Source organism: Pseudoflavonifractor sp. An187 (assembly GCF_002160275.1).
Lineage (GTDB): Bacteria > Bacillota > Clostridia > Oscillospirales > Oscillospiraceae > Enterenecus > Enterenecus faecium.
Map to the genome: position 1 here is coordinate 1 of NZ_NFKG01000034.1, position 23,768 is coordinate 23,768.

9 protein-coding genes and 1 CRISPR repeat array are annotated in these 23,768 nt (G+C 55.7%); of the genes, 8 read left to right on the forward strand and 1 reads right to left on the reverse strand.

The window, feature by feature from the left end; genetic code table 11:
- Positions 1-136: 136 nt before the first annotated feature.
- Complete coding sequence (locus B5F22_RS10520; protein WP_143482245.1) at positions 137-3,778, reverse strand: family 20 glycosylhydrolase; 3,642 nt, start codon at positions 3,776-3,778, stop codon at positions 137-139.
- Positions 3,779-4,184: 406 nt separating this feature from the next.
- Between B5F22_RS10520 and B5F22_RS10525 the strand changes: the two genes are divergently transcribed.
- The 8 genes from B5F22_RS10525 (at position 4,185) to cas2 (ending at position 12,917) form a co-directional block, all read left to right on the forward strand.
- Complete coding sequence (locus tag B5F22_RS10525) at positions 4,185-5,075, forward strand: LysR family transcriptional regulator (RefSeq protein ID WP_087392522.1); 891 nt, start codon at positions 4,185-4,187, stop codon at positions 5,073-5,075.
- Positions 5,076-5,260: 185 nt separating this feature from the next.
- Positions 5,261-7,417, forward strand: coding sequence for a CRISPR-associated helicase/endonuclease Cas3 (locus B5F22_RS10530; protein ID WP_087392523.1), 2,157 nt, complete (start codon positions 5,261-5,263; stop codon positions 7,415-7,417).
- Between the two features lie 231 nt (positions 7,418-7,648).
- Positions 7,649-8,311 (forward strand): type I-C CRISPR-associated protein Cas5c, encoded by a 663-nt coding sequence (gene cas5c / locus B5F22_RS10535; protein ID WP_087392524.1) that lies wholly within the window; start codon positions 7,649-7,651, stop codon positions 8,309-8,311.
- Positions 8,308-10,041 (forward strand): type I-C CRISPR-associated protein Cas8c/Csd1, encoded by a 1,734-nt coding sequence (gene cas8c / locus B5F22_RS10540; RefSeq protein WP_087392525.1) that lies wholly within the window; start codon positions 8,308-8,310, stop codon positions 10,039-10,041. The genes cas5c and cas8c overlap by 4 nt, the downstream gene beginning before the upstream one ends.
- Complete coding sequence (cas7c, locus tag B5F22_RS10545; protein ID WP_087392526.1) at positions 10,042-10,938, forward strand: type I-C CRISPR-associated protein Cas7/Csd2; 897 nt, start codon at positions 10,042-10,044, stop codon at positions 10,936-10,938.
- Positions 10,935-11,594, forward strand: a complete 660-nt coding sequence (gene cas4 / locus B5F22_RS10550; RefSeq protein WP_087392527.1) for a CRISPR-associated protein Cas4 — start codon at positions 10,935-10,937, stop codon at positions 11,592-11,594. Before cas7c ends, cas4 begins: the two co-directional genes overlap by 4 nt.
- On the forward strand, positions 11,591-12,622 hold the full coding sequence (gene cas1c, locus B5F22_RS10555; protein WP_087392528.1) for a type I-C CRISPR-associated endonuclease Cas1c: 1,032 nt from the start codon (positions 11,591-11,593) through the stop codon (positions 12,620-12,622). The genes cas4 and cas1c overlap by 4 nt, the downstream gene beginning before the upstream one ends.
- 4 nt (positions 12,623-12,626) lie before the next feature.
- Positions 12,627-12,917, forward strand: coding sequence for a CRISPR-associated endonuclease Cas2 (gene cas2, locus B5F22_RS10560; RefSeq protein WP_087372549.1), 291 nt, complete (start codon positions 12,627-12,629; stop codon positions 12,915-12,917).
- A gap of 180 nt (positions 12,918-13,097) precedes the next feature.
- A CRISPR array of direct repeats spans positions 13,098-23,759; the repeat unit is 33 nt; unit sequence GTCGCACCCCACACGGGGTGCGTGGATTGAAAT.
- Positions 23,760-23,768 lie beyond the last annotated feature (9 nt).

The window sequence follows — 23,768 nt, forward strand, 5'->3', positions numbered from 1 at the left end:
CTGGCTTTTGCATGCCCAAAACGCTGCGGAAGTTCCACATACTGGATTCGTTTTTGCTGTTGAGAGTAAAAAAGGATGTGCCACAAAACTTACGTTTTGCGACACATCCCAACTTTTCATTCAGAAGGGTTCCTTCTTACTTGCTCCACTTTTTCTTGGTGCTTACCACACAGCCAGCGCCAGCCAGAGAAGCCAGGCAAACCAAGCTCCACAGCATCAGGGCGGCGTTGTCCCCGGTCTGAGGCACCTTATTCTCCGGTTTCTGAGTGGCCTCAGGCTTCTGAGAAGTCTCGGGCTTGTCGGTGGTCTCAGGAGCGCCACCGGCGGTGAGGCCGTCCATGGCGGCGGTGAGCTGAGCCACAGCCTCGTCCACCACAGCCTGGTCATCCTCAGAGAGGCTATTGTCTGCCATCACAGCCTGAGCATTGGCCAGAGCGGTGCGGAAGGTAGCCACGGACTCGGCAGTGTAGCCGTCCAGGTTGATGCCTTCGGCCTTGTTAATAAGGTCGTCCAGGATGGACTTGTCCGCCTTGAAGCGCTGGGCCAGAATGGCATTGAGCAGAGCCTCGGCAACAGGCTGGATGTCCTCTTCCATGGCGTCGCCGTCAGCCATTACGTCCTTGGCTGCAGCCAGGGCGTCCACCAGCTCCTGCCAGTGGTCGGGCATGTACTTGTCCTCGTCGGGAATCATGCCATCAGCCTTGTTGATGAGCTGCTCCAGCATGGTCTTGTCGCCCTGTACCAGGCCCAGACCCCAGATGCCAGTGAGCAGGTTATCCCAAGCGGCATTCACCTCGTCCTGAGTGGCGTTGGCATCGGCCATGACGGCCTCGGCTTCGGCCAGAGCCTTCTCAAAGGCGGCCTTGGCAGAGTCGGTGACACCGGTGGTGTCCAGACCCTTGGCATAGGCAATGGTCTTCTCCAACAGGGTCTTGTTGGCGGGCTCGGAGTCCACGTCCACCAGGTCCTTCACCTCGTCAGCAGTCAAACTACGGTCGAAGACGCTCAGCTGGTCGATGGTAGCATTCAAGAAGCCACCGCCAGCCAGATTGACGGAATTGTTGCCGCCGATGCGGTTCATAGGCCCGTTGATGGCCAAATCGATGTGATCCTGCTCCACACCATTGACGTACAGAGTGGTACCCTGATCGTTGCTGACAAAGGTCAGATGCACCCACTCACCCATGGGAGCGGAGTAGTCAAAGGTGGCATCCTCCACACCGTAGGCAGTAACACCTACCTTACCGGTGTTCTGGTACTGGTCCAGCTTGATCTCGCCGGTTGCGCCGGACATCAGCACGGCATTGTGCTCCACGCTCTCTCTGCGGTTGACCCACAGACCCACAGTCCAGTTCTTGTCCAGATCCCGGTAGCCCAATTCAATGCGGCCAGCGCCGCTAAAGTCCAGGCCACTGCCCATCTTACCATCGGTCCAGGTGATGCCGTCACCTAGGGTGAAGGAGTGAGCACCGCTGGTGTCGGTGATCTGAGTGCCCTCGCCCTCGTCAAAGTTGAAAATCATCTCATTCTCGAAGCCGAACGCGTCTTCCTTCATGTCCATGATCTCCTCTGCACTCAGAGCACGATCATAGATCTGGACATCGTCCACAGCACCCTTCATGTAGCCACGGTCGGACAGGCCATCCTTGTAGTTGGCACCGATACGGCTGACAGGGCCGTTGATGGTGGCATCAATGTGGTCGGTCTCCACACCGTTGACGTACAGCGTGGTGCCCTGATCGTTGGAAACAAAGGCCAGGTGGACCCACTCGCCGATGGGAGCGGTGTAATCGAAGGTGTAGTCGTCCACACCATAGGCGGTAAGGCCAACCTTACCCGTGTTCTTCCACTGCTCCAGTTTGATCTCACCCTCAGTACCAGCCAGCAGAGCCGCATTGGGGGCGCCGGAGTCCTCACGTTTGACCCACATACCGGCAGTCCAGTCGCCGCCGATGTCATCGTACTTCAGGTCCACATAGCCAGAGCCGTCAAAGACCAGGCCGGAGCCATAGCGGCCCTCGCCCCAGGTCACGCCACCTACCATGGTACCCTTGAAGTCGCCAGTGGTGTCCTTCACGGTGGTGCCGGTACCCTCATCCAGAGGCATACGGAAGTTCACGGGCTTCTCCCAGATCAGGGTGTCTTCCTTATAGCCAATTTCCAGGCTGTCCAGACGATCCTTGTGCTGAGCGATGCGCTCTTTGTACTCGTCCCAGCTGCGGTTTTCCTTGGGTGTCCAGGCGACCTCGGCAATACCGGGCAGTCTGGGGTAGTACATGTAGTCAATATGTTCTGGATCGGCAAGGGTCTCAGCCCACAGGGCACCTTCGACGCCGATAAATTGATCTGCACTGCCGAAGTCGGTGGGATCCCAGTTATAGGTATCGTCCACAGGGGCATAACCAGCCCACTGTAGGCCCAGAGGACAGCTGGCATCGTACTTCATATCCAAATAGGCGTGGTCAGCCGGAGAGGCAATGTACGTCACGCCGTCCAGGGCTCTCTGATCTCCAGTGTTCCAGTACTGGGTGATGGTGTTCTCCTTATCCTCCACAGCAGCGTCATAATTCTGCCAGCCGATAGGGGTCTTGCCGTACTTCTGGGCAATCTCGGTGACCCGGTTGACAAAGTACACATAGTCGTCATGAGCCGTCACGTGGGCCTCATCGCCGCCCACATGGATATATATGGAGGGAGAGATCTCGGAAATCTGACGGAACACCTCGTCAATGAAGATATAGGTGTTCTCGTTGCGGCACTCCAAAGAGGCCCAGCCCACATCCCAGCCCTGGTAGGGCTTGGTGTTGTCATAACCGTTGGCATGGGGCTTGCCGTCCTCGGTGGAGTTCAGCATGGGCATGGAAACCAGAGCCGCCCAGGCGTGGGCAGGCATATCAAACTCGGGAATGATCTCCACGTTCCGCTCTGCGGCGTAGGCCACGATGTCCTTGAACTCCTCCTGGGTATAGTATCCGGCTCTCACGCCATTGTGGTCACAGGAGGTGGAAGCACCCAGCTCCGTCAGGTTGCTGAAGTCCACGGGATTGCCGTCTTTGTCCACCACATCGGGGTTATTCTTGATCTCCAAGCGCCAGCCCTGGTCATCACTCAGGTGCATGTGCAGCTTGTTGATCTTATACTGGGACATGTGGTCGATCTGTCGCTTTACCTCTTCTACCGGGAAAAAATGGCGGGACACATCCAAGTGCATACCACGATACCCATAAGTGGGCTCGTCAGAAATGTCCGCACAGGGTGCGGTCCAGGCCACGTCGCTGACCAGCGTGTCGCTCTCGATTTGGCCGGGGAACATCTGGCGCAGAGACTGCAGGCCGTAATACACGCCGCCTGCGCTCTTGGCGGTGATGGTCACACCGTCTGCGGTGACGGACAGCTGATAGCCTTCCTCCTCTGTCACAGCCTCACCATCCAGGCGGATGATGATATCTCCGCTCTTGCCTTCCTCACCCTGGACCACAGGCAGGTCATAGCCGGTGGACTTGCGGAATTCCGAGGCCACCACTTCGGTAGAGTCTGCCGCCTTCTCATCGGCCTGGGCCAGGACAAAGCGGGTCTCCGGCTTCAGGGTAAAGTTTCCCTGGGTCTCCTCATACTGCTGGGGCAAAGGAATGATGGTACATCCACCATTCTCCTCCCCTGCTGCTAGGGTCTGTGTACCCTGGGCAGACAGAGCGGTCGCCCGCAGAGACATGGGTGCCAAGCTCAGCAGCATCGCTCCTGACAACAGCAGAGCTGCCCACCGTTTTTTGTTTCTCACGTTGCTCTCCTCCTTTGACTTCCTTTGAGTTTACGATGGCAATGCCGGCTTTTATTTAGGAAAACATCACGTCTTCCTCCACCGGCCACCCCATCGTTTTTCAGTCTAAGTATCTCGTGTTCCCCAAAGACTGTAAAACAAAAGTTTTTTGTGCATGAACAACGCCTATTTGTATGGCAAGATTTCTTTGGGTAATTTGACTGGTTTTCCCGGTCCGCTTTGTACAAACCTACATTTTTGTCGTATTTATCCTCCATTTCCACGAATTGTTTTTCATCATGTTGCATAGACACTCTTTTTTTCTTGTCAATTTTTGTGAATATGTTATAATACAAATGGTCTTTCCAGATATTTGATAGTAAAATCCACCACACATTACTCCCTGTCATATGGAAGGTGACACTCTGTGAATGTAAAAAAACTCTATTATTTTTGTGAAATTTGCAAAGATATGAATCTGACTTATACAGCTAAACGGCTCTACGTCACGCAGCAAAGCCTGAGCTACGTCATCCGCACGCTGGAACAAGAGCTCAAGTGCACCCTGTTTATTCGCACTGCTTCGGGCGTAGATTTGACCGAGGAAGGTAAATATTTTTACCGCCGGTGCTCTCACATCCTCCAGGAGTTGGATGACACCTGTCAGGTGCTCCGCCAGGCATCATCGGAGTTTGCCGGAAATCTGCGCATCTCCTTAGCTCCCTGTTTCTATAACATGCTGCTTCATGCGCTCCCAGATTCCTGCGGGTCCTCTCCCGTGGTCTACACCTATTGCAGCGACTACTTCTGTCTGGAGCACCTGCAAAACCACCAGGCCGATGCCACCCTTCTCCCCTATCTTCCCTCTGAGCCTGGCCTATCCTCCACCCTTCTGGGCTATATCCCCATCTCTGTGATTCTCTCTCTGAATCATCCGTTGGTGCGGCGCACATCGGTACCAACCTCTGATCTATCTCAAGAGCCGCTGTTTCTCCCCGAGCAGTATCAGCCCATCTATGAGGCTCTGTTTGCCCGGTACCCCACCCTTCCCACCGCCTTCAGCCGCACCCTCTCTCTGCCCTCCCCCCTTGCCGCCATTCACAAGTGCGCCCAAGGAGACGGCGTAGTGCTCATGGATGAGCAGGCCCTGTCCAATTGTACCGTTCCCCTCCCGGCCGTCCGTGCCCTTCCTATGTCTGACCCGCTGTTTGTGCCCCTCTACTGTGTCTCTGCGCAAAAACAACATTCTCCACCCCTCCAATCCTTCATTGACCGTATTCAGCTGGCGCTCAAGACCTCTCAGTCCAGTGCAAGATAAGGTGGATTTATACGGCGTGAACACCGCAATCCTGATTGATAGTTCAAGAAATCCAGACAACCCCGCTGTTTGCGTCATAAGATGCAGACAGCGGTTGTCTTCCTTTGGGCTTGTCCCCATATCCCAAGTATTATAAAATGAATCCACATACCTATCCCCAAAAACCACAGGGAGGCATAAGCGTCATGAACGAATCTTCCACCTATCTCGCTCACAAGGCCCCAGATGGACGAACCCAGAGCGTCAAGGAGCATTTGGAAGGCACTGCTGAGCTCGCGGGACATTTCGCCTCTGCGTTCGGCGCCCAGGAACAGGGCTATCTGGCTGGACTGGCCCATGACATTGGAAAGTGCTCCATCCCGTTTCAAAAGCGCCTTCTGGAAGATGGCCCTAAGGTGGACCACTCCACCGCCGGGGCCTATGAATGTATGCGCCAGGGAAACCAAATTTTCGCAGCTCTTTGCATTGCAGGTCATCACAGTGGACTGCCCGATGGGGGAAGCCGGGTGGACCCGTCAAGCGGAAACACCTTTTGGGCTCGCCTGAACCGTGCCAACAAGCACGAAATTCCCCAGTATAATCTAGATGGCAAGTTGCTTCACTTGCCCATCCCCGCCATTCCACCCTATCTACGGACAGACCAGAAAACCATCATGTTTTTCACCCGGATGCTCTACTCCTGTCTGGTGGATGCAGACTATCTGGACACAGAAGCGTTTATGACAGGCCGGCCTCGTGATACACGCCCTGCTGATTTTGTCCATTTGGAAGCAAAACTCCAGTCGTATATCGCTCCATGGTTTCCACCCAAAACATCCCTCAATGAACTTCGGTGTTCCATCTTGCAACACTGCAAGGACCAGGGGCAGACAGAGAAACCAGGCTTTTTCACGCTGACAGTCCCCACTGGTGGAGGGAAAACCGTGGCCTCTCTGGCCTTTGCCCTGGCCCATGCCAGAGCAAACCACCTCTCCCGCATCATCTATGTGATTCCCTACACCTCTATCATCGAACAAACGGCCCAGATATTCCGTGACATTCTGGGCGAAGAATACGTGCTGGAACACCACTCCGGGGTACTCTTTGATACCAGCGAGTCTGCCACCGCCCAGGAGTATGCCATGGCCCAGGCCACAGAAAACTGGGATATGCCCGTAATCGTCACCACTGCCGTGCAGTTCTTTGAATCCCTCTACTCCAACCGCTCCTCCAAATGCCGCAAGCTGCACAACCTGGCAGACAGCGTCATCATTTTCGATGAGGCACAGATGATGCCCCTGCCCTGTCTGCGTCCCTGCGTATTCGCCATCGCCCAATTGGTGGAGCACTACCACGCCAGCGTTGTGCTGTGTACCGCCACCCAGCCGGTCTTGGCCCCCATCTTCCGGGAATTTTGCCCCACCTATACCTCTATAGAACTGTGCCCCAAATCGCTGCAAGAAGCGGCTTTGTTCCGCCGGGTCACCTTCCGCCGAGCCGGACGGCTCTCTTCCGCCCAACTGGCTCAGCAGCTCCAAGGGCTGCATCAGGTGTTGTGCGTAGTCAACACCCGAAAGCAAGCGCAGGAAATCTATTCTCAGCTTCCCAGGGAAGGCAGCTTCCACCTATCCACCCTGATGTATCCCGCCCACCGACAACAGGTTCTATCCACCATCCGCCAACGGCTCCACAATGGACTTCCCTGTCGGGTGGTCTCCACCTCTCTTATCGAGGCTGGGGTAGATGTGGATTTTCCCCAGGTATACCGGGAGCAAGCAGGCCTGGACTCCATGTTACAAGCCGCTGGGCGGTGCAACCGGGAGGGCAAACGCCCAGTTGCAGAGAGTATCGTCACCATCTTTCAAGGGGAAAGCGCACCTCCTGCACAGTTTTCCGCTGCCATAGCCGCAGGGAATCTGGTGTTGGAGCAACAGACTGACCTGTGTTCTCAAACTGCCATTTCCGCCTACTTCACCGAATGGATGGATTTGAAGGGCAAAGATGCCCAGGATGCATCTGGCATCCTCTCTCTCATGGAAGACCTCCGTTCTCCCCTTCCCTTCCGCACGGTGGCGGAACGGTTCCATCTCATTGAACAGCAGACCAAAACCATCTACATTCCCTTAGGAGAGGGCACAGAACTGGTCCGCCAGTTGGTTCAGGGATATTCCAGCCAGATCCTGTTCCGTAAATTGGGCCGGTATGGCGTCTCCGTCTATGATCGTCACTATCAAGCTTTGATGAACCTGGGACTTTTGGATGTGGTGAATGATGACTGCGCCATCCTGCGGGATACCAGCCACTACAATCCGGAAACAGGATTGTCCATGGACCTCCCATCCGGTGTTGCACATATTTTGTAAGGGCAAAATGGGGCCGGTGGAGTAAAAACGCTCCACCGGCCCCATTTACAACTGTTTCTGTCTATATTTCAATCCACGCATCAGCGACTTTTTTATTTTACCTGTTCGTATAGAAAAAATCAAGCAAAGCTTATTCCATATTCATAGAAAGAAACAGTTGACACTTATACCAGATGGTGCTATATTGATGTCAGCAACATACAACAAATTCCAACGAAAGGAGCGAACTCCATGTCCACACAATTGGAAGTGTGGGGCGAATACGCCTTATTCACCCGACCTGAGCTGAAGGTGGAAAAGGTGTCCTATGATGTCATGACTCCTTCTGCTGCCCGGGGCATTTTGGAAGCCGTGTTTTGGCATCCAGGCATGCGCTGGGTGGTGGATCGCATCCACGTCTGTGCCCCCATTCAGTTCACCAATGTCCGCCGCAATGAGGTAAAGGCCACAGCCAGCGCACGGAGCGCCAAGGTTGTGATGGAGTCCGGCGAGGGACCGCTTTACCTCGCCACTCCAGACATCATCCAGCAGCGGGCTTCTCTGGTGCTCCAAAAGGTGCACTATGTCATCGACGCTCATTTTGAGATGACAGACAAGGCGGCGCCATCCGACAATCCGGGAAAATTTCAAGATATCATGAAGCGCCGCATGGCCCGAGGGCAGTGCTATCATCAGCCCTGCTTTGGCTGTCGGGAGTTTCCCGCCCACTTTGGGCCCTGTGAGACCATCCCCCCCTGTCCCCCTGAGCTAAAAGGGGAACGGGACCTGGGTTGGATGCTCTATGATATGGACTACTCCAATCCCCAGGACATTCAACCTCGGTTTTTCCGTGGAACGCTGAAAGACGGCGTTCTCCATGTGCCCGCTTGGAACAGCGAGGAGGTGCGGGGATGATCTTACAAGCGCTGGTGGATTTATATCAGCAGCTTTCCGCACAAGGAAAGATTGCGCCCGCTGGATGGGCCCCCGTGAAAGTCTCCTACGCCATCTATCTGAAAGAGGACGGGCAAATCGCTCAAATCGCCTGCATGAAAACCCAACAGCTCAAAGGGAAAAAGATGGTTTTAGCCCCTCAGGAACTGACCTTACCCGCTCCCACCAAGCGCACCGTGGGAATTGCCCCCAATTTTCTGTGTGACAATTCCAGCTATATTCTGGGTGTGGACAACAAAGGAAAGCCTGAGCGTGCAATCTCTTGCTTTGAGGCATGCAAAGCTCTCCACCTATCTCTACTATCTCAGGTAGATGAACCTGCAGCTCAGGCTCTGGTTCACTTTTTCGAGACGTGGGAACCATCCCAAGCTTCCACCCATCCAGCACTTCAAGAGATGTGGGATGATATATGTTCCGGCTCGAATCTCATCTTCCGGTATCAAACCTCCAACTTACAGGACATCCCCGCCATTCGCCACGTCTGGGAACAACACTATAACAGTGTCAGCGAGGGGCCTGAAATGATGTGTCTGGTCACAGGTCAGCGGGGCCCAGTGGAAGCCATCCACCCCTCGATTAAAGGTGTGCAGGGCGCTCAGTCCAGCGGTGCTTCTCTGGTGTCGTTTAACGCCCCCGCCTTCTGTTCCTATGGGAAGGAACAGAACTACAACGCCCCAGTGGGAAAATATGCAACGTTCGCCTATACTGCCGCCCTCAATCACCTCTTGGCTGATCGGGAACACGTCCAGCGCATGGGCGATACCACCGTTGTCTTCTGGGCCAAGGACAGCCAGAGCGCCTATCAAAACATGTTTACCATATTCGCTTTCGACCAGCCATCCACCTACAGTGTGGCAGATTTGTCAGCCATGGTCAAACATTTGTGTGCTGGCACCGCTGTGGAATTTGAAGGAGCCAACCTGGACCCCAACATGGACTTCTACATCCTGGGCTTGGCCCCCAATGCCGCCCGACTCTCGGTGCGCTTTTTCCTTCACAACAGCTTTGGAACCTTTCTAAAAAATGTACAGGCCCACAAGGAACGACTGGAGATTGTCCGCCCATCCTTCGACCAATTCGAAAGCCTTCCCCTGTGGCATATGCTCCAGGAGACAGTGAATCAGAAGTTCAAGGATAAGACTCCCGCTCCAAATATGGCTGGTCAAACTCTGAGGGCTATCCTGATGAACACACCCTATCCCGCCACCCTCCTCTATGGAGTCAACCTTCGCATTCGGGCAGAACACACCGTCACACGGGGACGGGCTGCCATCCTCAAGGCTTACTATCTAAAAAATCCACACACCGATGTTCCAAAGGAGGTTTTAACCGTGTCACTCAACCCCGACAGCACCAATGTCCCCTATACCCTGGGTCGCCTGTTCTCCGTTCTGGAGCAGGTCCAGGCCAGCGCCAATCCCGGTATCAACACCACCATCAAAGACCGATACTTCAACTCCGCCTCCGCCACTCCCTCCCATGTATTCCCCACATTAATAAATCTAGCCCAAAAGCATTTAAAGAAGCTCCCCGATGCACATCGCATCCACTTGGAAAAGCAAATCAGTCAACTGATGTCGATGTTAGGAGAGTCGTACCCCACCAGTCTGAATTTGCCCCAGCAGGGTTCCTTCCAGCTGGGATACTACCACCAGACTCAAGCCCGCTACACCAAAAAGGAGGAAGCATAAATGTCTGACATCATCAAAAATCGCTATGAATTCGTGGTTCTATTCGATGTAGAGAACGGAAACCCCAACGGAGACCCCGATGCAGGAAATATGCCCCGGGTGGACCCGGAAACCGGTCTGGGGCTGGTCACTGATGTCTGCCTCAAGCGTAAAATTCGCAACTACGTGGAGACCGTCAAAGAGGATTCCACCGGATATCGCATCTACATCAAAGATAACATCCCCCTCAATCGCAGCGACGCCCAAGCATATGCCGAGTTGGAGCTGGAGCCTGGAAAAATCAAAGACCTCAAAAAGAAAGACCCCGATTTGGACCTTAAAGTCCGTGACTGGATGTGCAAAAACTTTTATGACATTCGCACCTTCGGCGCAGTCATGACCACCTTTGTCAAGGATTCTCTCAACTGTGGCCAGGTGCGTGGTCCTGTCCAACTGGGATTTGCCCGCAGCGTGGAGCCCATCGTCCCCCAAGAGGTGACCATCACCCGCATTGCTATCACCACGGAAGCAGATGCAGAGAAAAAGGGAACCGAGATGGGCCGCAAATACATTGTGCCCTATGGTCTGTACCGCTGTGAAGGCTTTGTGTCCGCCAATTTGGCCCGGAAAACCACCGGCTTTACCGATGAGGACCTGTCCCTACTGTGGGAGGCCATTTTGAACATGTTTGAGCACGACCACTCGGCCGCCCGTGGCAAAATGGCCGTGCGGGAGTTGATTGTCTTCCGGCATGACAGTGAGCTGGGCAACGCCCCGGCTTGGAAACTGTTTGAGTCCGTCTCTGTAACTCGGAAAAACCCGGACGACACTAGCCCCGCCCGCTCCTACTATGACTATCAGATAACTGTGGACACGGATCACTTGCCCGCCGGAGTGACCTGCCAGCGACTGGGATGAATGACACCGCTACCCTCCCGCTCTCCGGCCTCCAGCATTTCGCCTTTTGTCGGCGGCAATGGGCGCTGATTCACATCGAGCAGCTGTGGAGGGAAAACCTGCGCACGGTGGAGGGGCAGCTGCTCCACCACCGTGCCCACGATGAGGCCCAGCGGGAACGGCGGGGAAATTTGCTCATCCTCCGAGGCCTTGCCATCCAATCGCCCACGCTGGGTGTCTCCGGTGTCTGCGATGTGGTGGAATTTCATGCCTCACCCCAGGGTGTCCCCATTCACGGGGAAGAAGGGCTTTGGCTGCCCTATCCTATTGAATACAAGCGGGGAAAACCAAAATCCAACCAGGCCGATGAGCTGCAATTGTGTGCCCAAGCAATGTGTCTGGAGGAAATGCTGTGCTGCTCCATTCAGGAAGGGGCTCTCTTTTACGGGGAAACCAAGCGGAGAACCGTGGTTTCGTTTGTCCCTGCATTGCGGGAACAGGTGGTTTCCCTGCTCCAGGAGATGCACCAGCTCTATCGACGGGGCTATACCCCCAAGTGCAAACCCACCAAGTCCTGCAATGCCTGTTCCCTGAAAGAGCTGTGCCTGCCCAAACTCATGAAGAAACAGAATGTATCGGCCTATCTACGCTCAGCCATGGAGGAGGACGTGCCATGAGACAACTGCTCAATACCCTGTTTATCACCTCACCCGATATTTACTTATCTCTGGATGGGGAAAATGTGGTGGCCAATCGGGAAAAGGAAGTCCTGGCCCGGTATCCTCTGCATACCTTGTCCGGCATTCTCTCCTTCTCCTACTCCGGTGCCTCTCCCGCCCTCATGGGTGCCTGCGCCAAACGAAATATCTCCCTGTCCTTTTGCTCTCCCAACGGACGGTTTCTGGCCCGAGTATGTGGGGAAAGCAGCGGAAATGTGCTTCTTCGCCGCACGCAATATCGAATTGCCGACGACCCCGCCTCCAGCTGCCGAATTGCACGCAATATGATCTTCGGAAAAGTCCACAATGCCCGTTGGAGCATTGCCCGAACCAAACGAGACCACGCTCTGCGTGTGAATGTGGACGATTTAGCGCAGACCATTGAAACCCTCAAAGGATTACTGCCTCAAATTCTCTCCGAGACCGATCTGGACGCTCTGCGTGGACTGGAAGGAGCCGGAGCTACCGCCTACTTTCACGCCTTTGGCCAGATGATTTTGGGGGATCCCACTGTATTCTCCTTCCATGGCAGAAATCGCAGACCACCGCTGGACCCAGCCAACGCTCTACTGTCTTTTGCCTACAGCCTTCTGGGTAACGACTGCGCCTCTGCCTTGGAAGGGGTGGGTTTGGACGCCTATGTGGGATTCCTCCACCGAGACCGCCCCGGGCGAACCTCTCTGGCTTTGGACTTGATGGAGGAATTACGTCCGTGTATGGCAGAACGCTTTGTCCTGACCTGTATTAACAACCGCATCTTCCAGGCCCAGGATTTCGTCTATCAAGAGAGCGGAGCCGTTCGTCTCACCGATGAAGCCCGGCGCATCTTCCTGCAACGGTGGCAAGAGCGAAAAAAGGAGCTCATCACCCATCCATATCTGGAGGAGAAAATTCCTTGGGGGCTGGTTCCATGGGTGCAGGCTCTCTTGCTCAGCCGTCATCTCAGGGGCGACTTGGAGGAGTACCCACCGTTTCTCTGGAGGTAGAAACATGCTGGTTCTGATTACGTATGACGTGAATACCCAGGATGCCGCTGGGCGCAAGCGGCTGCGGCAAATCGCCAAACAATGTGTCAACTACGGACAACGTGTTCAATGTTCTGTGTTCGAGTGCCTGCTGGACGCTGCGCAATGTCGCATGCTTCAGGCCAAGCTGTGCAGCATTATGGATGCCGAGAAAGACAGCCTGCGTTTTTACTACCTGGGCAATAAATATGAGAGTAAAATCGAACACTTCGGCGCCAAACAAACCTATGAACCCGAGGGTGCGCTTATCTTATAGGTTTGCCAGGTGCGAAGGGGAAGCTCTCATAACATCCCTGGGAGGTTCGCACACACATTTTTCCAGTTTATGTGAGGAGTAGAGATTTTCTCACCTCCGCAATTGTAGCACTTAGAATTTATGCTGTGCAATCTATGCAAGGAACACAACGATTCACCCCGCACCTTGTATAGATTTGCTGTCGCACCCCACACGGGGTGCGTGGATTGAAATTTCCACAAACGCCTGCGGCACCTACGCCGACCAGAGTCGCACCCCACACGGGGTGCGTGGATTGAAATCGTATGCTCATTACATGTACGAGGGTGAGGTGTAGTCGCACCCCACACGGGGTGCGTGGATTGAAATCCTATGTCCCAGCCTACCCAGCAGTTCCAGACCGTCGCACCCCACACGGGGTGCGTGGATTGAAATTTTGGCGGTTACAACTGTGGGTGCAACGGAACCTAGTCGCACCCCACACGGGGTGCGTGGATTGAAATTGCAAGAAACTGGTCAAACCAATCGCTTTGCTCCTGTCGCACCCCACACGGGGTGCGTGGATTGAAATCGCCAACTCTTTGCGCTGGCACTCCTGCAACGCAGAGTCGCACCCCACACGGGGTGCGTGGATTGAAATACTTATGCAGGCTATCTCCTACGCGGCGCATATGGTCGCACCCCACACGGGGTGCGTGGATTGAAATATCAAAGTTTCTGGCGCAATGTCCAGTGCTTTTGAGTCGCACCCCACACGGGGTGCGTGGATTGAAATATCGTCTGAAATGTTGACCAGGCGGCAAACGGAACTGTCGCACCCCACACGGGGTGCGTGGATTGAAATCTTGCAGTAGGCGGCTACCTTTTCAACGGTCGGCGGTCGCACCCCACACGGGGTGCGTGGATTGAAATCTGGGCCTCGTTGGCGTTGACCTGGCTTGTGCCGGTCGCACCCCACACGGGGTGCGTGGATTGAAATCCACGCCTCACCGTAGACGGTCTGGAGCGTGTCAGGTCGCACCCCACACGGGGTGCGTGGATTGAAATATGGCCTTATCCCAGTGGGACGTGGCCAATGGGTGGTCGCACCCCACACGGGGTGCGTGGATTGAAATTCGGTAGACGCCTCGCCAATACCGACGGCAAGAACGTCGCACCCCACACGGGGTGCGTGGATTGAAATCAGTCCTTAATGGGCTTGCCCTTGCCCTGCACCCATCGTCGCACCCCACACGGGGTGCGTGGATTGAAATCACTCGCTGTACGGGCGGAAATCAGGAGACGCAGGTCGCACCCCACACGGGGTGCGTGGATTGAAATAATGGCCTTTACGGTGAGAACCACCTTGTCCATGTCGTCGCACCCCACACGGGGTGCGTGGATTGAAATTCTGCCTGCTGCCGGTCGGCCTCGGCTTGTTTGTGTCGCACCCCACACGGGGTGCGTGGATTGAAATCGTTTAACTACGCCATGACGACAAAAGACCGAAAGTCGCACCCCACACGGGGTGCGTGGATTGAAATATGGAATTAAATGTCCAGTATCTCCCATCGTAGAAAGTCGCACCCCACACGGGGTGCGTGGATTGAAATAAGGCAGAACTGGCAAGACTGAACGAGGCCGGGACGTCGCACCCCACACGGGGTGCGTGGATTGAAATACACAAAGATATAGCGGTGGCCCTATCGGTGGTGGTCGCACCCCACACGGGGTGCGTGGATTGAAATCTGTGTACAAGGAGGGTAGCATTGACACGATTATGTCGCACCCCACACGGGGTGCGTGGATTGAAATTCAAGCCCGAGGCAATGAAAGATGAGAAGCGGCGGTCGCACCCCACACGGGGTGCGTGGATTGAAATTGGGCGGCGGCTTTGGCGGCTACGGCGCATTCGGCGTCGCACCCCACACGGGGTGCGTGGATTGAAATCTCCTAACAGAATTGAATATATCCCTGCCACCGGTCGCACCCCACACGGGGTGCGTGGATTGAAATTGCTCGTTGATGATCTTGACGATGTAGGCATGCAGTCGCACCCCACACGGGGTGCGTGGATTGAAATACTTCTTGTCCACGGTGGTGTAGATGTTGGTGACGAGTCGCACCCCACACGGGGTGCGTGGATTGAAATAGCGAGCTGAAAAACAGCGTGGGCCGGATGAACGGTCGCACCCCACACGGGGTGCGTGGATTGAAATGTCCACCCCATGCAATGTCTGACAGGACACGGGGAGTCGCACCCCACACGGGGTGCGTGGATTGAAATCTGGGCGATCTCCCGGGCCTGGGTGCTCATGGCTGTCGCACCCCACACGGGGTGCGTGGATTGAAATCAATAAAATTTCCCAGACCATCACCGGCGGCGGCGTGTCGCACCCCACACGGGGTGCGTGGATTGAAATTGCTCGTTGATGATCTTGACGATGTAGGCATGCAGGTCGCACCCCACACGGGGTGCGTGGATTGAAATCCCGCTGGCGTAAAGGTCAATTGCTCCTCCGTAGTCGCACCCCACACGGGGTGCGTGGATTGAAATTCAAGCCCGAGGCAATGAAAGATGAGCAGCGGCGTCGCACCCCACACGGGGTGCGTGGATTGAAATTCCACGATGGCCAGCCAGAGCGATTTGGATGATGTCGCACCCCACACGGGGTGCGTGGATTGAAATCGCGGCTGTCAGTGACCGAAAAATTAAAGTCCCCAGGTCGCACCCCACACGGGGTGCGTGGATTGAAATCTTTCCCTATGGCCAGGTTGCCACGGTGGAGCTGTCGCACCCCACACGGGGTGCGTGGATTGAAATACCCGGGTCATCACGGTGGACTTCTCTGGCGAGTGGGTCGCACCCCACACGGGGTGCGTGGATTGAAATCACCGCCACACATTGACAGCCTGGGTGATGTCAGGGTCGCACCCCACACGGGGTGCGTGGATTGAAATGCCACTGTCCACCTGTACAACTCGCACCCCAGAAAAGTCGCACCCCACACGGGGTGCGTGGATTGAAATAAGGCAGCGGCCAAGCGGCTGGAGGCTGTCCAGGAGGTCGCACCCCACACGGGGTGCGTGGATTGAAATACGAAAGACGATGTGGTGTGTGCCCTGGAGATGTTGTCGCACCCCACACGGGGTGCGTGGATTGAAATCAGGTGGGCTCTATAGGGATATACATAATCGATCGTCGCACCCCACACGGGGTGCGTGGATTGAAATTCAAAATGCGCCGGGTGTGGGTAACCTGGTCGTAGTCGCACCCCACACGGGGTGCGTGGATTGAAATTCCATCCAGCGGGCCAAGGCCTACATCTCCGGGGGTCGCACCCCACACGGGGTGCGTGGATTGAAATTCCGTAGAGCTCCATCAATTCTGCCGATGGGGTAGTCGCACCCCACACGGGGTGCGTGGATTGAAATAACGAGGTCATGATCCTGGAGGGGCGGAAAAACGGTCGCACCCCACACGGGGTGCGTGGATTGAAATTTTGCTCAGCCCGGTGGTATGGATGACCGCCTGGGTCGCACCCCACACGGGGTGCGTGGATTGAAATTCAAGCCCGAGGCAATGAAAGATGAGCAGCGGCGTGTCGCACCCCACACGGGGTGCGTGGATTGAAATTGTTGTACACCCGGACCTGCACCGTGTTGCGCCCCGTCGCACCCCACACGGGGTGCGTGGATTGAAATTCTGGGGCACTGGTTGTTATCTTATCTCATGTTGTCGCACCCCACACGGGGTGCGTGGATTGAAATTATGTGGAGGGCTACGCCACCACCTTTGACCAGCCGTCGCACCCCACACGGGGTGCGTGGATTGAAATTCCCCAGCAGTCACCACTATGGGCGACTGTAAGCCGTCGCACCCCACACGGGGTGCGTGGATTGAAATGCTGGAAATCTTGCGGTAATTTGGCGAGGGCATGTCGCACCCCACACGGGGTGCGTGGATTGAAATATCTGCCTGCTGCGCTTCCAGCCGCTCGTAAAATGGTCGCACCCCACACGGGGTGCGTGGATTGAAATCCCCTGTGGGGGACTATAGGGGGTATTAGTATCGTCGCACCCCACACGGGGTGCGTGGATTGAAATCTCCCTTCCCATGGTATGATTTTCACAAGGTAAGAGTCGCACCCCACACGGGGTGCGTGGATTGAAATCTTGATGGACATAGACCACAATAAGCTTTCCGCCAGTCGCACCCCACACGGGGTGCGTGGATTGAAATATCACTGGCTTTGATCATGGACAGAGTGTTATAGTCGCACCCCACACGGGGTGCGTGGATTGAAATACTCCTCCTCATATTCGGCCAGGATCTCCCGGTCGTCGCACCCCACACGGGGTGCGTGGATTGAAATAGTGACTTGGGTAGACATCTCGCTGCCTGTCTTGTCGCACCCCACACGGGGTGCGTGGATTGAAATCGCTGAGGCCTGGAGATTGTCTGCGGTCTCCTTGGTCGCACCCCACACGGGGTGCGTGGATTGAAATCTGCTGGGTCAGTCGGAAGGTGTAGGGGCTGCCGGTCGCACCCCACACGGGGTGCGTGGATTGAAATTCGGTGTTTACTACCATAACCTTGGCTGTGGTGGGTCGCACCCCACACGGGGTGCGTGGATTGAAATTCCACACTACTGGCCACGTTGAGCCAGTGGATGCGGTCGCACCCCACACGGGGTGCGTGGATTGAAATACTTCGAGTCCATGGCCAGCCAAAGCGACCTGGACGTCGCACCCCACACGGGGTGCGTGGATTGAAATGACTGACCCAGCAGGAACGGGAGGCCTTACAGCTGGTCGCACCCCACACGGGGTGCGTGGATTGAAATCTTTTTTCTACCACCAGGGCCTTACCCTGGAGAGCCGGTCGCACCCCACACGGGGTGCGTGGATTGAAATTTGGAGTAGCCGGGAAGATATCCCTGAGAGGTGTAGTCGCACCCCACACGGGGTGCGTGGATTGAAATGGTGCAAGGAAGCTATCCTTAAAGCACTGTCTTGTCGCACCCCACACGGGGTGCGTGGATTGAAATTCGGTGTTTACTACCATAACCTTGGCTGTGGTGGTCGTCGCACCCCACACGGGGTGCGTGGATTGAAATCTTGGATTGCATACATGTACAGGTATAAAATGGCTGTCGCACCCCACACGGGGTGCGTGGATTGAAATAACCAGATAACACCAACCGCCCTTGTACGATTTAGTCGCACCCCACACGGGGTGCGTGGATTGAAATAAGTTGTTGCTCTTTCGAGCTTGTCCACATTGTAGTCGCACCCCACACGGGGTGCGTGGATTGAAATGTAACTCTCGTAGCTTTCGCCTATACTCTGAGCCTGTCGCACCCCACACGGGGTGCGTGGATTGAAATTCGAAAACGTGTTGACAAGTGACCCCCGGCTGTGGTCGCACCCCACACGGGGTGCGTGGATTGAAATCCGTAGCGGATGGTGACGCCGGTATCACGTCCCCGTCGCACCCCACACGGGGTGCGTGGATTGAAATAGCGAGGTCTATGAGGAGGCTGCTGGATGACTAAGTCGCACCCCACACGGGGTGCGTGGATTGAAATCTTACGTCCCATTTTTAGCACGCTCCTCATACAAGTCGCACCCCACACGGGGTGCGTGGATTGAAATTGCAAGCTGGATTTACTGAGAGCAATCTGCAAAAGTCGCACCCCACACGGGGTGCGTGGATTGAAATTATCCCCTTGACATTGCGCCAATATTGGCGTATAGTCGCACCCCACACGGGGTGCGTGGATTGAAATAAGGACACTGCTAGGATGCGGGTTCGGATCTTTTCGTCGCACCCCACACGGGGTGCGTGGATTGAAATCATTGTGGTCATACTGCATGATCACGTCCGACATGTCGCACCCCACACGGGGTGCGTGGATTGAAATCTTCCCATATGGCCAGATCGCCACAGTGGAGTTGGAGTCGCACCCCACACGGGGTGCGTGGATTGAAATCGGCTGGACCTCCACAACCGAGAGCGAGGGGCGCAGTCGCACCCCACACGGGGTGCGTGGATTGAAATTTTGGGGAGAGCAACGCCGCCCTGCGTCCAGTGATGTCGCACCCCACACGGGGTGCGTGGATTGAAATTGACTGTATCGGTGCCAGGTATCTGCTCTATGAGTCGCACCCCACACGGGGTGCGTGGATTGAAATCTTTCCGCCAGATCCCACGGCCCACTCCGGGTCTGGGTCGCACCCCACACGGGGTGCGTGGATTGAAATCGCAATATGTCCCTGACTGGGTTGGGACGGAAGAGTCGCACCCCACACGGGGTGCGTGGATTGAAATTGTTTTAGCTGCTGCATCAGCTGTTGGCACCTAGTCGCACCCCACACGGGGTGCGTGGATTGAAATCCCGGTCAGCACATAATCCAGCGATACCCCAGCAGTCGCACCCCACACGGGGTGCGTGGATTGAAATTTTCTTGCTCTGACAATCCATCACACCATCCCCCGCGTCGCACCCCACACGGGGTGCGTGGATTGAAATCACATTTCCACCAAGTTTCCCACCACCCTCTAATGTCGCACCCCACACGGGGTGCGTGGATTGAAATTTAATCTCCTTGTTGGTGCCAGAGAGGGCCTTGTTGTCGCACCCCACACGGGGTGCGTGGATTGAAATCCGTGCTTTGTTTTTATGACCACGGTATACCATTGGGTCGCACCCCACACGGGGTGCGTGGATTGAAATACGTCAATAGCCCTGTCCAGGTTATACAGCTTTCGTCGCACCCCACACGGGGTGCGTGGATTGAAATTTCTATCGACTTTTCTTTAGGGGAACCCACCGAGTCGCACCCCACACGGGGTGCGTGGATTGAAATACCAACCGCGGGGGATAGTGCGTCATCATCGTTGTCGCACCCCACACGGGGTGCGTGGATTGAAATCCCGTCCTGGCGGCGGGGGAGACCACCATCACCTGTCGCACCCCACACGGGGTGCGTGGATTGAAATATCAGGACCATGTTTCCGGCGTACTCCGCCCAGGGTCGCACCCCACACGGGGTGCGTGGATTGAAATCAGTCGGCTCCACAGTTGTCCACGGCAAATGTGGCGTCGCACCCCACACGGGGTGCGTGGATTGAAATCTTATGAGCAGGTCATTCTTGATACTCAAGACATCACGTCGCACCCCACACGGGGTGCGTGGATTGAAATCACGTCTTGAGGGCTATAAAATTGCACCTCGTGGGGTCGCACCCCACACGGGGTGCGTGGATTGAAATTTTGTGTCCTGCCACGGGTTGGGTCGGTAGTCCAGCGTCGCACCCCACACGGGGTGCGTGGATTGAAATACATTGAGGTGATCGGCCAGGTGCCGGATAGGTCAGGTCGCACCCCACACGGGGTGCGTGGATTGAAATTCCGGGGAGTGGGAGGAGCCGCCCACTCCTGAGCAGCGTCGCACCCCACACGGGGTGTCGCACCCCACACGGGGTGCGTGGATTGAAATCCGTCCGCTCCAGCTCCACCGTGGCAACCTGGCCGTCGCACCCCACACGGGGTGCGTGGATTGAAATTCTCCAGATACAGCTCCATGTACTCCGAGTTTTCCGGTCGCACCCCACACGGGGTGCGTGGATTGAAATCAGGCATTAACCATAATCTCGTGCATGTTATACATGTCGCACCCCACACGGGGTGCGTGGATTGAAATACGCACGACCTTGCGTACAGTTTTGCCGGGTCCGGTCGCACCCCACACGGGGTGCGTGGATTGAAATATGGAGGAGCAATTATCGCAGCTTCAAGCCGAAGTCGCACCCCACACGGGGTGCGTGGATTGAAATTCGACATTGGCGCAGATGGGGAGAGCCTGAGTATGTCGCACCCCACACGGGGTGCGTGGATTGAAATCAGAAGGCAAGGCTGGAGGCCATCTTCGGCTTTGGTCGCACCCCACACGGGGTGCGTGGATTGAAATTGTATCAGATGCCGTGATTCCGTGCACCTGAATGTTGTCGCACCCCACACGGGGTGCGTGGATTGAAATTGGCAAACAGCTCCACGTCATTTCTGGTGGGGGGTCGCACCCCACACGGGGTGCGTGGATTGAAATATACTTGTAGTCAGTAGATGTAACATCATTCATGTCGCACCCCACACGGGGTGCGTGGATTGAAATTTAGCATCATCCATATGGGCATTTTACCAGACCTTGTCGCACCCCACACGGGGTGCGTGGATTGAAATAACCTGGTACGTGATTGTGTCAACTGAGGAATGCAGGTCGCACCCCACACGGGGTGCGTGGATTGAAATTCTGACACTCTTTAGGCCCGTTGTCTTGCCATCCGCTAGTCGCACCCCACACGGGGTGCGTGGATTGAAATTGCTTGTCTGAGTCCCATACGTCTGACGTTTCCAGTCGCACCCCACACGGGGTGCGTGGATTGAAATCTGTCTTAGCATCCTCAGCTCTTGACAGTCTAGGGGTCGCACCCCACACGGGGTGCGTGGATTGAAATTTGCTCAGGGTCACCGCCCTGAGTGAAGCGGTTGGTCGCACCCCACACGGGGTGCGTGGATTGAAATTTTCTGTGCTTTTTAGGAATTGGGCAAACGACATAGGTCGCACCCCACACGGGGTGCGTGGATTGAAATTATGCGTTTTGATTGTTCCTGGTCTAAAGGGCCGCGTCGCACCCCACACGGGGTGCGTGGATTGAAATGTGTATTATCCTACTGGTGATAGACCGAAACATGTGGTCGCACCCCACACGGGGTGCGTGGATTGAAATGATTCTGGTGCACCTCTAAACAAAACACTGTAAAAGGTCGCACCCCACACGGGGTGCGTGGATTGAAATGGTGACATTGTAGTGCTCCAGGAACAGAAAGTAGTGTCGCACCCCACACGGGGTGCGTGGATTGAAATATCGAGTAGTGTTTTAATCTTGTTGTTATTATCATGTCGCACCCCACACGGGGTGCGTGGATTGAAATTGCAAGGGCTCCGGTAATGTACACAGGAGTGCCGTCGCACCCCACACGGGGTGCGTGGATTGAAATAACAACTGCATATGTATAAAAGGAACGCAACAACAGTCGCACCCCACACGGGGTGCGTGGATTGAAATCACCGTCTCGCCAAACTCAAGGTAGCCCTTCTTGTCGCACCCCACACGGGGTGCGTGGATTGAAATGGTGAAAGCCGATAATACTACTTAAAGGGGTGCCAGTCGCACCCCACACGGGGTGCGTGGATTGAAATCTTTGAGGACATTGTGGAGATTTTTGGCAACAATGGTCGCACCCCACACGGGGTGCGTGGATTGAAATATCAAGTACGGGCAGGTTATCGAGAAGGACGCCAAGTCGCACCCCACACGGGGTGCGTGGATTGAAATTTGATAACAAAGGAGCACATGCATCAAGCCACTGGTCGCACCCCACACGGGGTGCGTGGATTGAAATACCAGAGAGGTGCAGTAAGCACCACATATGCCCCGGTCGCACCCCACACGGGGTGCGTGGATTGAAATCGCAAGCAACGGATTTGATGGAGCAATCCACGGGTCGCACCCCACACGGGGTGCGTGGATTGAAATTCCAGGATTTGTCCAATGGTGAAAGCCTTTCGGATGTCGCACCCCACACGGGGTGCGTGGATTGAAATTACGATGTGTCCAACTTGGACACATTGGCGGACAGTCGCACCCCACACGGGGTGCGTGGATTGAAATCCCCGCTGCTCAACAAGCATCTGCGCCGCCGGGGTCGCACCCCACACGGGGTGCGTGGATTGAAATTGTACGAGCTGGACAGCCCGGACGAATGGGACAAGTCGCACCCCACACGGGGTGCGTGGATTGAAATTCTCTCCTTTTCTCATGTATAGCCAGGGTCAATAGTCGCACCCCACACGGGGTGCGTGGATTGAAATATAATCAACGATGTCGGTCACGGCCTCAATTGGAGTCGCACCCCACACGGGGTGCGTGGATTGAAATACCGGCCTGGACAGCCAGACCCAGACTCTGATCGTGTCGCACCCCACACGGGGTGCGTGGATTGAAATCAACAACGGGTATGAGGGCGACCTGGAAGTTGCGTGTCGCACCCCACACGGGGTGCGTGGATTGAAATCTCACAGACTGGACGAAGATCTTTGGCCCTGGCCTGTCGCACCCCACACGGGGTGCGTGGATTGAAATTCCAAGGCTCCTGTGGTGGAGAGTGATGGCTCTGGTCGCACCCCACACGGGGTGCGTGGATTGAAATCAGCCTGGGCGGTTTTGCCTGCGGCATCGGAGAAGTCGCACCCCACACGGGGTGCGTGGATTGAAATACTGCAACCAGGTGAAGGGAGCGGACAATATGGAGGTCGCACCCCACACGGGGTGCGTGGATTGAAATTGTACGCCTACCTGTATCAGCTCAGATACTGCGTCGTCGCACCCCACACGGGGTGCGTGGATTGAAATTACATCAAGCGTGGCGAGGAGAACGTCATGGTGGCGTCGCACCCCACACGGGGTGCGTGGATTGAAATTCCATGATGTCCTTTGCCCAGGATTTTTGCTTCGTCGCACCCCACACGGGGTGCGTGGATTGAAATCAAGGCGTGCGGTGAGGTGGAAGGTCATCGACAAGTCGCACCCCACACGGGGTGCGTGGATTGAAATTGGGACCACCGGGACCTCAAGGAGCCTACCAGCCAGGTCGCACCCCACACGGGGTGCGTGGATTGAAATCAATTGGCTCCGGCTCTGGCGGCACAGACAAGTCGTCGCACCCCACACGGGGTGCGTGGATTGAAATAAATCCTTACCAGCGTGCTGAATGGTGTGGTACAGTCGCACCCCACACGGGGTGCGTGGATTGAAATACCTTCGGG

Coding starts and splice junctions, on each gene's coding strand:
- B5F22_RS10530 (WP_087392523.1), top strand. CDS start 5,261: ATGAACGAATCTTCCACCTATCTCGCTCACAAGGCCCCAGATGGACGA.
- cas8c (WP_087392525.1), top strand. CDS start 8,308: ATGATCTTACAAGCGCTGGTGGATTTATATCAGCAGCTTTCCGCACAA.
- cas4 (WP_087392527.1), top strand. CDS start 10,935: ATGAATGACACCGCTACCCTCCCGCTCTCCGGCCTCCAGCATTTCGCC.
- cas2 (WP_087372549.1), top strand. CDS start 12,627: ATGCTGGTTCTGATTACGTATGACGTGAATACCCAGGATGCCGCTGGG.
- cas5c (WP_087392524.1), top strand. CDS start 7,649: ATGTCCACACAATTGGAAGTGTGGGGCGAATACGCCTTATTCACCCGA.
- cas7c (WP_087392526.1), top strand. CDS start 10,042: ATGTCTGACATCATCAAAAATCGCTATGAATTCGTGGTTCTATTCGAT.
- cas1c (WP_087392528.1), top strand. CDS start 11,591: ATGAGACAACTGCTCAATACCCTGTTTATCACCTCACCCGATATTTAC.